Source organism: Veillonella parvula (genome assembly GCF_945949885.1).
Lineage (GTDB): Bacteria > Bacillota > Negativicutes > Veillonellales > Veillonellaceae > Veillonella > Veillonella parvula_B.
In genome coordinates, this window is sequence record NZ_CAMFFZ010000024.1 from 21,103 (window position 1) to 35,362 (window position 14,260).

At 39.1% G+C, this 14,260-nt stretch carries 11 protein-coding genes; all 11 read right to left on the bottom strand.

Translation table 11 applies throughout. The features are described 5' to 3' along the window. Positions 1–4: 4 nt before the first annotated feature. Positions 5–1,276, bottom strand: a complete 1,272-nt coding sequence (hisS, locus tag Q7O55_RS07540) for a histidine--tRNA ligase (RefSeq protein ID WP_303929540.1) — start codon at positions 1,274–1,276, stop codon at positions 5–7. After that, a complete protein-coding gene (gene hemZ, locus Q7O55_RS07545; RefSeq protein WP_369691716.1) occupies positions 1,276–2,703 on the bottom strand; it encodes a coproporphyrinogen dehydrogenase HemZ in 1,428 nt (475 codons plus the stop codon). Before hemZ ends, hisS begins: the two co-directional genes overlap by 1 nt. Then, entirely contained in the window at positions 2,696–3,184 is a 489-nt protein-coding gene (locus tag Q7O55_RS07550; RefSeq protein ID WP_008601380.1) for a Fur family transcriptional regulator, read from the bottom strand. Before Q7O55_RS07550 ends, hemZ begins: the two co-directional genes overlap by 8 nt. A 41-nt stretch (positions 3,185–3,225) precedes the next feature. After that, positions 3,226–3,861 carry an MBL fold metallo-hydrolase gene (locus tag Q7O55_RS07555; protein ID WP_303929543.1) on the bottom strand — a complete coding sequence of 212 codons (636 nt, stop codon included), beginning with the start codon at positions 3,859–3,861 and terminating at the stop codon, positions 3,226–3,228. Further along, complete coding sequence (locus Q7O55_RS07560) at positions 3,861–6,101, bottom strand: bifunctional (p)ppGpp synthetase/guanosine-3',5'-bis(diphosphate) 3'-pyrophosphohydrolase (RefSeq protein WP_303929544.1); 2,241 nt, start codon at positions 6,099–6,101, stop codon at positions 3,861–3,863. The genes Q7O55_RS07555 and Q7O55_RS07560 overlap by 1 nt, the downstream gene beginning before the upstream one ends. Before the next feature lie 11 nt (positions 6,102–6,112). Continuing rightward, on the bottom strand, positions 6,113–8,095 hold the full coding sequence (recJ, locus tag Q7O55_RS07565; RefSeq protein WP_303929545.1) for a single-stranded-DNA-specific exonuclease RecJ: 1,983 nt from the start codon (positions 8,093–8,095) through the stop codon (positions 6,113–6,115). 193 nt (positions 8,096–8,288) lie between these two features. Beyond that, the gene (gene hydG / locus Q7O55_RS07570) at positions 8,289–9,707 is read right to left on the bottom strand and encodes a [FeFe] hydrogenase H-cluster radical SAM maturase HydG (RefSeq protein WP_369691717.1); all 1,419 of its coding nucleotides are present in this window, start codon (positions 9,705–9,707) and stop codon (positions 8,289–8,291) included. Between the two features lie 316 nt (positions 9,708–10,023). Continuing rightward, positions 10,024–11,112 carry an ABC transporter substrate-binding protein gene (locus tag Q7O55_RS07575; RefSeq protein WP_303929548.1) on the bottom strand — a complete coding sequence of 363 codons (1,089 nt, stop codon included), beginning with the start codon at positions 11,110–11,112 and terminating at the stop codon, positions 10,024–10,026. A gap of 1 nt (position 11,113) precedes the next feature. Beyond that, positions 11,114–11,923 carry an ABC transporter ATP-binding protein gene (locus tag Q7O55_RS07580; RefSeq protein ID WP_303929549.1) on the bottom strand — a complete coding sequence of 270 codons (810 nt, stop codon included), beginning with the start codon at positions 11,921–11,923 and terminating at the stop codon, positions 11,114–11,116. A gap of 14 nt (positions 11,924–11,937) precedes the next feature. Beyond that, positions 11,938–12,936 (bottom strand): iron ABC transporter permease, encoded by a 999-nt coding sequence (locus Q7O55_RS07585; protein WP_303929550.1) that lies wholly within the window; start codon positions 12,934–12,936, stop codon positions 11,938–11,940. Position 12,937: 1 nt separating this feature from the next. Further along, the gene (locus Q7O55_RS07590; protein ID WP_303929552.1) at positions 12,938–13,960 is read right to left on the bottom strand and encodes an iron ABC transporter permease; all 1,023 of its coding nucleotides are present in this window, start codon (positions 13,958–13,960) and stop codon (positions 12,938–12,940) included. Between the last annotated feature and the right edge of the window lie 300 nt (positions 13,961–14,260).

Below are 14,260 nucleotides of genomic sequence, written 5' to 3' on the forward strand. Positions count from 1 at the left end.
ATTGTCATCCTTTCACCAAAGAAGTTATGCGTTCAGAAACTGTATCGAGTGGTACAGTTTCTTGTTCACTAGTTTCCATGAATCGGATTATGGCTTCCCCACGAGCCAATTCATCATCACCCAATATAATAACATATTTCGCATTAATTTTGTTAGCGTATTTTAATTGTGCCTTCATACTTTTGCCCTGCCCGTCCATTTCAACAGGAATATCAAGACTGCGAAGTTTTTGGCAAATTTTGAAAGCCTCTACCTTAGCCGCATCACCAAGAGCGACTACGAATGCAGATGATTCTACAGTTGATTCAGGCAATAGGTTTTGTTTTTCAAGAGCTAATAGCAATCGCTCCATGCCCATAGCAAAACCGATAGCTGGGGTATGCGGGCCATCGAGTTCCTCTACAAGACCATCGTAACGACCACCACCGGCTACGGCACTTTGAGCACCTAAAGGAGTATATTGTACCTCAAAGGCTGTTTTTGTATAGTAATCAAGGCCACGTACGAGACGAGGATTTAAAGTATATTGCACATTAGCTGCTGTTAAATAAGTCTTTAATTCTTCAAAGTGATCATGACACTCTTCACATAAATGTTCGTGAATTTCAGGAGCACCTATGGACAAGGATTTACATGTTTCATTTTTACAATCCAGTATACGCAAAGGGTTTTTGTACAAACGTTCTCGGCAGTCGCTACATAATTGTTCCTTTTTAGGTTCAAAGAAAGCGATTAATTTTTCACGATATACAGGACGACATATCGGACAACCTACAGAATTTACCTCTACATTAAGATCTTTAAGTCCAAAATCTTTTAACAACTGCACAACCATGCAGATAACTTCGCTATCTACCACTGGAGATTGAGAGCCTAATACCTCAGCACCAAATTGGTGAAATTGACGGTAACGGCCTGCTTGCGGTTTATCATGACGGAACATAGGGCCCATATAATACCATTTTGTGAGACCTTCTTTACCATATACTTTATTTTCTAAGTATGCGCGCACAGCAGACGCCGTATTTTCAGGGCGTAAGGTAAAGCTAGAACCGCCGTCATCACCGGTGGTAAAGGTGTACATCTCTTTTTGTACTACATCTGTAGTTTCACCGATACCTCGCAAAAATAATTTAGTATCTTCAAAGGCAGGTGTGCGAATTTCATTGAAGCCGTATACTTTACAAATTTCGCGCATACGTTGTTCAATATAGTGCCAATTTATCATCTGTTCTGGCAAAAAGTCTTGTGTACCTCTTGGTTTTCTTATAGCCATTACACAACCTCCCAAAATCTTTCACAAATTTTATGTCGTTTCTCTAAAAGTGCATCTATCGTTACGTGATAAACATCTACGTCTTTTGGCATATGCTGTTTAAGCTGACGATATTCAGGGGCCCGCATCCACTTAGACGAGCTACCGGGCCCCATGGATAGAATACTTTGACGTTCCTCCATGATCTGAATATTGTATTCGCATGCTTTGTCAGGCAAGGTATAGCCGATATTCTCTAACTGCCCTCTCATATATTGTTGGCGATATAAATAATATGGCACATAACCAGCCGCTTCAAGACGCACTTTACCATATTGTACCATTTCTGCAACGAGATTTTCTTCAGGAATATCATCTTCCATATGTAAATCGTACAACGGGCTACCACGTTTTAATGCTAACGTATGAATTGTAACATTTTCCGGCAGATTTTGACATACATAATCCATATTCTCTATCATGTTTGACATCGTTTGGTTAGGCAAGCCTGCGATAAAATCCATATTTACGGCTAATGATGTATTGTTTTTTACATATTGTAAAAGTTCATCAACATCTCGTACGCTATGACCGCGTCCAATGCGACGCAAAATATCATTTTGCATCGTTTGCGGGTTAATGCTAATGCGATTCACACCTAGCTCAAGCATGGAATGTAGCTTAGTAGGATTAACAGAATCTGGCCGCCCGGCCTCTACAGTGAATTCATGTCCTTCAGATACGAGTATAGATAACTGTTTTAGGACCTGGTGAAAGTCTTCATCCTCTAGCACTGTCGGAGTACCACCGCCCATATAGAGAGTATCGACTGTTAGGCCATAGGAATCAACGATAGATTTCATATCTTCTATATCACGGTTTAAAGCACTTAGAAATTGACTTTTACCAGCATAATCCTGATAGAGACCATATGGAAACGAGCAATATACGCAACGCGTATCGCAGAAAGGAATACCACAATAGAGACTTACCTTTTTATCGTCTGTATCAGATAGAAACGGACGTTGATATTCGCCAATGTCCCCCAAAGTAGCAAGCTTTTCCATAGACACAGAAAACTCGTCCCTAATGTGACGAGTTGCTGCGTGGACAGAGCCATATGTATCTATATATTTATGTAGTAGCTTTGTAGGGCGCACACCTACCATGGTTCCCCATGGAGCCTCAGCAGGTAAGCCTTGATATTCACGCAAATAGCGCAACAAGGCTTGTCCAATTTGACGACGCCCCATAGAGGAAACAGTTCCTTCAAAAATCTTAATTGTATCACCAATAGTAACAGTTAATGTATATATTCCTTCCACTTCATGCGCTTCAAGGATAACCTCTGGATGTACCTTATCAGAAAAGAGTCCTGCCGCGCCACAGTTATGAGCTACTACGGAGCCAAGTGGTAATGGACCCGTATATAGATATCCATTAACCATGATGGGACATACGCTCAAGCTTTTCTAATTCTGCTTCAGTCATATGATTTTGGCAATCACTACAGTAACCATATACTTTCAATTGATGATCAATGGTACGGAAGTTTAATTTCTTAGCGATGATAGACTCCAATGTTTCAAGCATGTCATCTTCAAACTCGGATACTTTACCACATTTTACGCAAATCAAATGATGATGGAAATGAGCGAACTCTTCGTCATTTAATTCATAACGATTACGGCCATCACCAAAATCAAGACGTTTTAACAAATCAAGTTCTGTGAAGAGATCAAGAGTTCTGTAAATTGTTGCCAACCCGATATCAGGTGCCACCTCTTTTACAAGAACATATACATCTTCAGCACTCAAATGATTTTCTTCAGCATCGATAAATGCTTGCAAGATTGTTTGACGTTGAGTTGTCAATTTGTACTTTTTGTCTTTAATGCGTTCTTTTAATTTTTCTAATGTTGTGTTCATGATAAATTTCTCCTCGACTGTAAAAAATAATTCGTTTAAACCTACTGACCAACGAATGGGTTGTATTGTTTTTCATACCCTATATTTGTTTCCGGTCCATGACCAGGATAAACCATTGTATTATCAGGCAATGTATAAAGCTGAGTCTTAATAGATGATATCAGAGTCTCATAAGAGCCATTTGGAAAATCTGTACGGCCTACGGAATCTCTGAATAAAGTATCCCCTACAAACACAAGACCTTCCATGTAATAACACACACCTCCTGGCGTATGACCTGGTGTTTCAAGCACCTCAAGATCAATATCACCACATGTAATGTGATTACCTTGTTTAACCTCGATAATTTCCGCTTTTATCTTAATTGGCGTTGGATTACTATAAGCACTGAGATTAAGCTCGGGATCAGATAAATACGGTACATCGCCCTTATGAATATATACAGGCACATGATAGGTGCTCACAATCTCTTGAATGCCACCAATATGATCTCCATGACCATGTGTCAGTACAACCGCCTTCGGCTTTAAGTCATGTTTTTTTAGCGCATCTAGTACTTCAGCTGTTGCAGGATCGATAATGAAAGCTTCACCTATCGCTTTATCACCGATAACATAGCAATTTGTTCCTAATGGACCTAAAGGCATGCGCATAAGTACTAATTGTTGTTCGCTCATTAAGCCCCTCCTTTACTACGTTGAACAGTATAAACTTCACGAATACGACGCAATTTAGTCATTACGAAATCTAGTTGCGAAATATCGCGGATATCAACCACCAAATTGATGCTTACATTTTTTGTATCTTCTTGAACCTTAGCATTGATGTTAGTAATGGTGATTTTCAATTCTGAAAGCACCGCCATAACTTCCATGAGAATACCAGCTCGATCATAAGCTTGAATATCAATGCCTACATGGAAAGATTCGCCAGAAGAACCGTCCCAAGAGACTTCTATCATCCGCTCTAAGTCTTCAGCAGAATGACCCATGCTAGGGCAATCACAGCGATGAATAGAAACGCCACGACCACGGGTTATGTAACCTATAATATCATCACCAGGTACAGGATTACAGCATTTTGCCATACGCACCATCACACCAGCTTCACCTTTTACAAGAACACCAGTGCCATTTTTAGTTTTCTTTTGTCCTTGAGATTTTAATTTCTCGATAATTTGCTCTGTGCTGCGCTTAGATTCCTCTACCTCTTTAGACTTTTTATAAAGTTCAATTAAACGCAAAAGAACAGTGCTTACAGGAATGCCGCCATAGCCACAGGCTGCAAACATTTCCTCTTCTGTACCGGCTTTAAGTTGTTTCGTTACATGTTGTAAACGGTTGTCTGCACATAATTCTTTCCAATTATGATTCAATCGTTTCGCTTCTTTTTCAAGAGAGTCTAAACCTTTTTCAATATTTTCAGCTTTATTTTCGCGCTTGAACCAATTGCGAATTTTGCTCTTGCTTTCAGAAGAACCTACGATATTCAACCAGTCGAGGCTAGGACGACCTGTTTTGGATGTGATAATATCAACAATATCACCATTTTGCAAGGTATAATCCAGCGGTACAATTTTGCCGTTTACCTTAGCGCCTACACAATGATGACCTACATCGGTATGAACTCGATAGGCAAAGTCGAGCGGTACAGAGCCTATTGGCAACTTAACAACGTCGCCCTTTGGCGTAAATACAAATACCTCGCCAGAGAAAACGTCTAATTTTAGAGCATTAACGAGTTCCGTTGGATTACTCGTATCTTGCCATTCAAGAACCTGGCGCAGCCATGCAACCTTTTGGTCGAATTCTTTATCGCCGTTTTTATTTCCTTCTTTATATCGCCAATGAGCAGCCACACCGTATTCAGATACACGATGCATTTCCCATGTACGAATTTGAATCTCTACGGGCTGCCCCATCGTGCCGATAACTGTAGTATGCAAAGATTGATACATATTAGACTTCGGCATAGAAATATAATCCTTGAAGCGATATGGTAATGGTTTCCACAAGCTATGAGCAATGCCAAGCACCGCATAACAATCAGGAATGCTATCAACAATTACACGAACGGCAAGCAAGTCATAGATTTGAGATAAATCGCGATTGTCCTTTTTCATCTTCTTATAAATACTGTAGAAGTGTTTTGGACGACCTTTAATGTCCGCCTTGATATGAGCTTCGCTTAAAGCCTTTGTAAGTTGACTCATCGTATCATTAACGATGTCTTCCCGGACTTGACGTTTTTGTTTCATTTGATCAACTAGATCATAGTATTTTTCCGGCTCTAAATAACGGAAGGATAAATCTTCCAATTCCCATTTCACATTGAAGATACCGAGACGATGTGCCAAAGGTGCAAAGATTTCTAGTGTTTCCTTAGCAATACGCTTTTGCTTATCACTACGCATATGCTTTAAGGTACGCATATTATGTAAGCGGTCACCCAATTTAATAACTACGACACGTACGTCCTTCGCCATGGCTAAAATCATCTTTCGATAGTTTTCCATTTGGCGATCTTCTTTTGTTTCATACTGGAATTGATTTAATTTTGTTACCCCATCAACAAGGAATGCTACTTCAGAGCCAAACATCTCCTCTAGGTCTTCCTTCGAGTAAGATGTATCTTCGACCACATCATGCATAAGAGCTGCCATGAGTGTAATATGGTCGATTTGTAAATGTGCCAAAATATCAGCTACAGCCAGCGGATGCATAATATATGGTTCACCGGAAGCTCTAAACTGCCCTTCGTGAGCCTTATCAGCAAGCTCAAAAGCTTTCAATACTTGGTCACACTCATCATCTGTTAAATAAGTATGGATATACTCCATAAAGTCAGCTAAGGCTTTACCTTTATCAAAAGTAGTTTGTTCCACCAAAGCTTTGCCTTCTTCATTTACAGTTGTCATGATGTCACCTCCTATACACTATAAGTAAGGAATGTTACGGATGTGACAAGATCTAATTTTCCTTCAATGGCATTCCATCTAAGCATTAATTGACCATCATCACTTGTATATTCTTCAACAATGCCCAATTCTTTAAATACATCGATAGATGTTAGAGCACTGCGATTATTCTGATCTGCCGGCTTGCGACGCAATATATCTTGTTCAACATTATAAACCGACTGACTGCGACCTCGCATGGACTGTTTTATTATGACATACATTTGTCTAAGTCCTTCTGTAGAAAGCTTAATCGGCTCTTCAGTCAACGGTTCAATAGCTTGAATCATGAGCTGCGGAGAAATCAGACCTTGCCATTCATTCTTTTGCAAAGAAAATGCCACCTTTACCACAGTTCCCACGAAGATAGATCTAAATAAATCTGGACGATTCCAAGCTATAGCATCTAATGTACCATTCGAAGTTGCAAAAATTACCTTACAGTGATTTTTTAATTGCCCCATGAGCATAATATCCTGTACGGTAGTTTCCATAATAGCAAAGACTGGCGTGCTATTGGACATCCCATAAGGTTCAAGAGCTGATACGCGGTCAATGATATCTACATCGATATCATCAACAGGTAGTTCCGCATCAATGGCCACAACGGGAATATATTCCTCAGCAGTAACAACTTCTTTACAATACTTAGTTAAACGGTCTCGTAACTCATCAATACGATTTGCATCAATGCTAAAACCTGCCGCCGCAGAGTGTCCGCCAAACTGTAGCAAGATATCCTCGCAAGATTTTAATGCATCATATATATTAAAGCCATCTATACTACGGCACGAGCCTTTACCAACGCCATCATGAATACTGATAACTAAGGTTGGTTTGTAAAACTCCTCTACTAGACGAGAGGCAACAATACCAATGACACCTGGATGCCACGCTTCGCCGGCCACAATAGTTACATAATCAGCTTTATGTCCTTGATTAGCTACATCTATACGAGCCAACTCGTGAATATTTCGTTCTAGCTCTTGTCGTTCACGATTCGTTTCGTTTAATTCCTCTGCAATTGCCTCTGCTATATCTGCATCATCGGTCACGAGTAGTTCAACAGCACGCGTTGCATGCGTTACGCGACCAGCTGCATTAAGGCGAGGTGCTAAAGTATAGCCAATATGTCCAGAGGTGATAGTTCGTTCATGAAGCCCCGCTACATCAATTAGCTTATTAATCCCCAAATTAGGATAGCTATTCATCTTCTCAAGGCCCGATTTTACGATGATGCGGTTCTCACCTACCAAAGGTACTACATCAGCTACCGTGCCAAGTGCGACGATATCTAAATCATCTAAGTACCATTCTCCGTGCTTTGTAAGCCACAAGGCTTGGCATAATTTGAAAGCAACCCCTACGCCAGATAAGTTTTTATCCTTATAAGGACAGTCCTTTTGCTTATGATTTATGACGGCCTTCGCTCGTGGAATCACATCTGGAGCCGTATGGTGATCCGTAATAATCATATTGATGCGGTCCCGTACAGCCTCTACAATATCGTAAGAGCTAATGCCGCAGTCTACGGTAATTACCAAATCCGTTCCCCGTTCAATAAGGTGCTTTAAAGCCTCTAAATTGAGACCATACCCTTCGCTTTGACGTTCTGGTATGTAATATGTAACATCAGCACCTAATTTCTTTAAAAATCGATAGAGTACAGATGTTGCAGTAATACCATCCACATCATAATCACCATAAATAACGATTGGTTTGTGACTTTCAATTGTCTCCAGAACTAGCGAAACAGCCACGTCCATATCTTTCAAAGTGAATGGGCCTAACAAATCTGACAAAGTACCTTGCAAAAATCGACGACCTTCGTCAGCATCAATATGACGATTCACCATTAATTTAGCCACAATAGGGTTCACACCAAGTTCACGGATTAAGATAGACTCTTTCTCCCTGTCACCTTCACAAAGGCGCCAACGTTTTTTCTTAATCATCATATCCCTCAGTAGTTTATAATCAATATTATTCTAGAATTCAACGTATTATCATTATCATTTTTATTTATTATACCCTAAAAAACGAATAAAATAAACTATTTTATATATTTTATTCTCATTTAAATTTTGCTATGTTCTCAACAAAAAGAACCTCCTATTATCAATAGGAGGCTCCATATCAGTGAATTACTTAGAACCGGAAGTCTCGTTCACCGTCCTTCATCTGTGCAATATAAGCTTTAGCTTTTTCTTTAACTAAATCATTTTTAATATTTTCTAACTGTTGTTCGATGACCTTAGCACCATGAGCCTTAGTCTTTTCATCACCGTAATCCATGATATATTCGTTTAATGTCATCAACGCATTAGGTTGGCAACAATTGTGAATTTGACCGGATTTAGCAAGGGCCATGAAACGGTCCCCTGTTCTGCCTGCACGATAACATGCAGTACAGAAACTTGCTACATAACCAAGGTCTAATAGCCAGTCTACGATTTCATCTAATGTACGTGTATCGCTGCGATCAAATTGTGCAGAATTATCTTCTGGTTTCTCTTCTTCTTTGTAACCACCTACGCTAGTACGAGATCCACCACTAATTTGGGAGATACCTAATGCCAAGCCACGTTCACGCATGGACTGACTTTCACGAGTGGACATAATCATACCTGTATACGGTGTGGATACGCGGATAAGAGCAACAATTTTTTCAAATACATCATCAGGCACAGCATTACTGAAATCATCTACATCGATATCATCAGCTGGACAAATACGAGGTACAGAAATAGTATGTGGACCTACCCCATACACAGCCTCTAAATGTTCAGCGTGCATCAACAATCCAACGAAATCGTATTTGTAATGTTCCAAACCATAAAGTACTCCGATGCCTACATCATCAATGCCACCTTGCATAGCGCGATCCATCGCCTCAGTATGGTAGGCGTAGTCGCTTTTAGGGCCTGTTGGATGTAAGGCTTCATAATTTTCTTTGTTATATGTTTCTTGGAATAATGTATATGTGCCAATACCAGCTTCATGTAATTTTTTGTAGTCCTCAACGGAACAAGCCGCAATATTTACGTTTACACGACGGATTTCACCATTTTTATTTTTGATACCGTAAATCGTCTTGATGGATTCCAAAATATATTCAAGTGGATTATTAAGAGGATCTTCACCAGACTCAATTACGATACGCTTATGGCCCATCGCTTCTAACGCAATAACCTCTTCTCTGATTTGGTCTTGCGTTAATTTTTTACGTTTAATATCGCGGTTTTTGGAGTGGTACGGACAATACACACAGCCATTGATACAATAGTTAGACAAATATAACGGTGCAAATAGAACAATACGATCGCCGTAGATAGCCTTCTTGATTTCCTTTGCTAAAGCAAAAAGCTTCTCCTTATATTCAGGTAACGGACATTCTAAGAGAACTGCTGCTTCTTGGTGGTTTAATCCCTTAAATGTAGCAGCTTTCGCTAAAATAGCATCTAACAACTCCCGATTTTCCTTATTTTCCTCTGCATAAGCAAGAGTATCAAGGATTTCCTGATGGGAAATAAACTCCTCCGCCTTTGGAGATTTTACATCATACATAGTACTTACCTCAAATCTTTCTAGTGGCAACGCCACTCCTCTTTAGGTTTATGAAAGTATATGACAACCAGTCTTCTGGTATTTCACTGATACTGTACACAGTATACCACTATTCCTACTAAAAAGCACAGGAATTTGATACACAACAAAAGGTTGCCACCTCACAGGAGAAGGCAACCTTTATATTATGGGAATTTCTAATCTATATCGATTATCTATATCGAATATGACTAAAATGTATGTGCCTACATTTTATACAAAATTATAATATATTAACCCTATAATACATTATTAGAAGTATCACCTATAGTCAGAATTATTTCCCCCAAGCATCATATAGTTCTTTCATTGCTCGTTCTTTCGCAATTATCCCATGGGTCATCCATAAGGTACTATCCACTTGTAATACATGATCAGCTTTTACAGCAGGCAAGTTTTTCCACAACTCATCTTTTTTAAGATCAGCCAATCGCCGATCTGCAATACCTTGGTTATTAGCTGTAGAAGCACCATAACCAGATGTAACTATGAGATAATTTGCATCTAGATCAGGTAGACGTTCTAAGGAAATAGCACTATTCGTTGGATTTAGTTCTGTTTCTAATGCCATATCAGGCGGTTTAATATTTAATAAATCAGCCATGAAATTATTTATATCATTTTTCATATATGGATAGAGACGAATTTCCTTATTCATAATTCGTAAGAATCCTACAGTCTCGCCATTTAAGTTTTTACCTAAAGCAATACGAGTTTTCTTTGCATTATTGTAGTATTCTTTTAAACGAGCTTCACCTTTTTCAGGCACACCTAGAGCCGTAGCAATACCCAAGAGGGCTACCTCTTCCTTATTAACATTAAACGTAATAGTCGGTGCGATTTTAGACAAGGCTTCATAAGCCGCTTTACCATAAGAGTCTCGCATAATAATCAAATCTGGTTTTAACGCTTGAATTTGTTCGTAGTTAATGGTTCTAGTTTCATCATTAATACTGAAGTTTTGAATATTACGTTCTTTTAGCTCATTATATAAATAGCTATTTTCGTTATAATTAGCCGCGATAAAAGATTCATCGAGAGCAATCATCGGATCTTCTGCCCGTATTACAACAATACGCTTGTGCTCCTTAGGCATAACTGTTTTACCTAGCTTATGGGTAACAACAATCTTATCCCCTTCAACAGAAACCATTTTATCGACTGCTTTTTTCGTAGACGTTAATCGTTTTTTAAACTCTTTGTCAATTTCTTTTGGATCATTTGATCTTTCAAGAGCTGTTTTTATTTTATCATCAAGACTAGCATAGATCGCCTCATGAGTCATACCATTTTCTTGAGGAGCACATCCAGCAATCCCCATAAGCATACAAGTCCCTAAGAGACCTGAAAGTAACAAACGCTTCATACTACACCTCACGTACCGTATGTCCATAATTCTTTATAGAATAAGGAATACAGAATGGACGATCCGTCTTAGGATCATTCATAATCGTGGAATCTACACCGAACACATCTTTGAGCATTTCATTATGAAAAATATCATGTGGCGTGCCTTCGTGCTGAATTTTTCCATCCTTCATGGCAACTAAATAATCGGCAAAGCGAGCGGCTTCATTAAGTTCGTGAATAACCATAATAATTGTCTTGTTATACATTTTATTCAAATGCTCTACTAGGTGTAATACATCCATTTGGTGAGATACATCAAGAAAGCTCGTAGGCTCATCGAGGAGTAAAATATCTGTATTTTGGGCGATAGCCATAGCAATCCATGCGCGTTGCCGTTGTCCACCAGACATATTTGTAATACCACGATCAGCAAATTGAAGCAATTCGGTTTCTTTCAAAGCCCACTCTACAATTTCTTTATCTTCTTTTGTAGTACGGGCAAATAAACTGCCTTGATGCGGTGCACGACCGTACATAACGAGTTCACGAACAGTAATCTCACCAGGAGCCGTTGGATTTTGAGGCAAAATAGCAACCTTTTTCGCTAGTTCTCTACTACCATAAGAACCGATAGATTTACCATCAAGTAAGACATCACCCTCCATGGGGCGAATAATACGACAAATAGTTTTTAGTAAAGTAGATTTACCACAACCATTAGCACCAATTAATGCTGTTACCTTACCTTCTGGAATCGTAAGATTTAAGTTCTCTATAATTTTTGTATCACCGTAACCAGTAGTTAGGTTTTTAACTTCTAATTTCATTTATATCTCCCTTTTTATGCTTTTGTTTTCGCTAAAATATACAAGAAGTATGGTGCCCCAATCAAGGCTACAATAATCCCTAAAAGGATTTCGTCAGGCGCAATAATAGCTCGGCCAATCCAATCGGCAGTGACCACTAAAATAGCTCCAATTAGACCTGTTAACGGCAAAAAATAGGCATGGTCGGCACCAACCAAACGACGTGCAATGTGAGGGGAAATAAGCCCTACAAAACCAATACTACCACCGATAGCTACACAGAACCCAGACAAAAGAACTGCAATAATTAGGTATGCGAATCTAGAACGATTTATATGTACCCCAAGTCCAATCGCCGTTTCATCGGCTAAACTTAATAGATTTAGCTCCATATAGCGAGCATAGAGAATAAGAGATAATACAATGACTACTGGTGCAAGCACCCATACATGTTCCCAGGTATTACCCGAAATAGTACCGATTGTCCATGTATTAACTAAATAAAATTTATTAGGATCTAAACGTGTTACGAGTAAGACTTGCAATGCATGGAACCCTGCACTCATAGAAATACCTGTTAAAATTAAACGATATGGCGAAATAACATCGCGACCTCGACAAGATAAGAGATAAATTAAAAGCGCTGCCACAACAGCACCAGCTACTGCAACAGTTGGTAATGTCCAAATCCCCCACGCCGTTGTCGAACCTGCAAAATACACTAAAAGAACTACACCTAAGCCAGCACCAGCATTCACGCCTAACAGGCTTGGGCTAGCCAATTCATTGCGAGATATAGTTTGGAAAATCGCACCAGACATAGCAAGGCCCATACCAATAAATACAGCCAAAATAGTGCGAACTAAACGGAAATCAAAAACCGTGAGGTTTTCTACCTCATTACCACCGCCAAAGAGAATTCGAATAAGATCAGGTGTAGACATATCGCTAAATCCTGTATGAAGATGTCCATACATAGCACCTAATAATATAAGTGTCATAACGAAAGAGTAGGCAAAAAAGCGTTTTTTCATCTTATTTCCCTCCCTTACGATTTGCTAAATAAATAAAGAATGGAACCCCTACAAGCGCAGTAATGGCACCTAATGGTGTTTCAAATGGAGGATTTACGATACGAGCCACAACGTCTGCAATCATAACAAGGACCGCACCAAAAAGTGCAGAGAATGGAATTACTAGTCGATAATCGATGCCCACCAGTTTACGTGTTATATGTGGAATAACGAGACCTACAAAACCGATAGGACCGGCTAGAGCAACAGCAGAACCGCTAAGAATAAGTACTGTCAAACCAGATAACGCACGGACGCGATTTAAATTACTACCTAGACCAATCGCCACCTCTTCACCAAAGCTTAAAAGCGTAACAGATTTTGATACGTACATAGCAATAAGAATACCAACAATAGTCCAAGGCAATACGAGTACAACTTGTTCCATGCGAATACCGCTTATACCGCCGGCAGTCCAGAAACTTAATTCTTGTGCTACTTGGAAGTACACAACAAGCATATGTGTAACAGCTACAAATACTGCACTAATAGCCGTACCTGCAAGTGCAAGATATACAGGGGTAGCTTTACCACCTACGCGTTTAGCAAGAGCTAAAATAAATAGTGTTGCCAACGCAGCCCCAACAAAGGAAAATAAAATACTTCCATTTAAGGTTAAATAAGGAAATAAAATCATTCCAACAGCTAGACCAAAACTAGCACCTGCATTAATTCCCAAAATAGAAGGACTTGCCATAGGATTATTGGTAACACCTTGCATCAGTGCACCTGATACGGCAAAGCTAATACCTACAACGATACCTGCTATCATACGTGGTAGGCGCAATGTTTGAACAATCATCTGTCCTATACTGTTAGGATCATAGTTGGTAAAGGATAGAGTAATATCATCTAGGCTAATATAGCGTATCCCAATGAAAAGTGAACCAAGAGATGTGGCAATTAAAATAGCTAAAGCTAATATACCTAGTAGTGTAGTTTTAGCTGCACGCCCTCCTCTTGTTTCTACGTCATAATGGCTCATAAAAACTCCTTACAATACAAAATACTATAGAATTTACTGATACATTATATCAACACTCTTCCGTCTTTTCAATAATAAATATCAATATCATTTATAGCAATAATGCAATATTAAAAACAATAAAAGTAAATCTTTATAACTATACAGAATTATATCCAATAATTTATATACCTATAAGCATATAAAAATATTTTTTACAATATAAAAAGGGGCTGTAACAAAACAGCCCCTTTCTACTAAAAATAGCTAGCTATACTCATGAATTTATTTTCGCAGATAATGGAAGCGATTGCGAGACGT

Bases quoted from the DNA above. Each gene is read 5' to 3' on its own strand.
- hisS (WP_303929540.1), bottom strand. From the start codon at position 1,276: ATGGCTATAAGAAAACCAAGAGGTACACAAGACTTTTTGCCAGAACAG.
- hemZ (WP_369691716.1), bottom strand. From the start codon at position 2,703: ATGGTTAATGGATATCTATATACGGGTCCATTACCACTTGGCTCCGTA.
- Q7O55_RS07550 (WP_008601380.1), bottom strand. From the start codon at position 3,184: ATGAACACAACATTAGAAAAATTAAAAGAACGCATTAAAGACAAAAAG.
- Q7O55_RS07555 (WP_303929543.1), bottom strand. From the start codon at position 3,861: ATGAGCGAACAACAATTAGTACTTATGCGCATGCCTTTAGGTCCATTA.
- Q7O55_RS07560 (WP_303929544.1), bottom strand. From the start codon at position 6,101: ATGACAACTGTAAATGAAGAAGGCAAAGCTTTGGTGGAACAAACTACT.
- recJ (WP_303929545.1), bottom strand. From the start codon at position 8,095: ATGATTAAGAAAAAACGTTGGCGCCTTTGTGAAGGTGACAGGGAGAAA.
- hydG (WP_369691717.1), bottom strand. From the start codon at position 9,707: ATGTATGATGTAAAATCTCCAAAGGCGGAGGAGTTTATTTCCCATCAG.
- Q7O55_RS07575 (WP_303929548.1), bottom strand. From the start codon at position 11,112: ATGAAGCGTTTGTTACTTTCAGGTCTCTTAGGGACTTGTATGCTTATG.
- Q7O55_RS07580 (WP_303929549.1), bottom strand. From the start codon at position 11,923: ATGAAATTAGAAGTTAAAAACCTAACTACTGGTTACGGTGATACAAAA.
- Q7O55_RS07585 (WP_303929550.1), bottom strand. From the start codon at position 12,936: ATGAAAAAACGCTTTTTTGCCTACTCTTTCGTTATGACACTTATATTA.
- Q7O55_RS07590 (WP_303929552.1), bottom strand. From the start codon at position 13,960: ATGAGCCATTATGACGTAGAAACAAGAGGAGGGCGTGCAGCTAAAACT.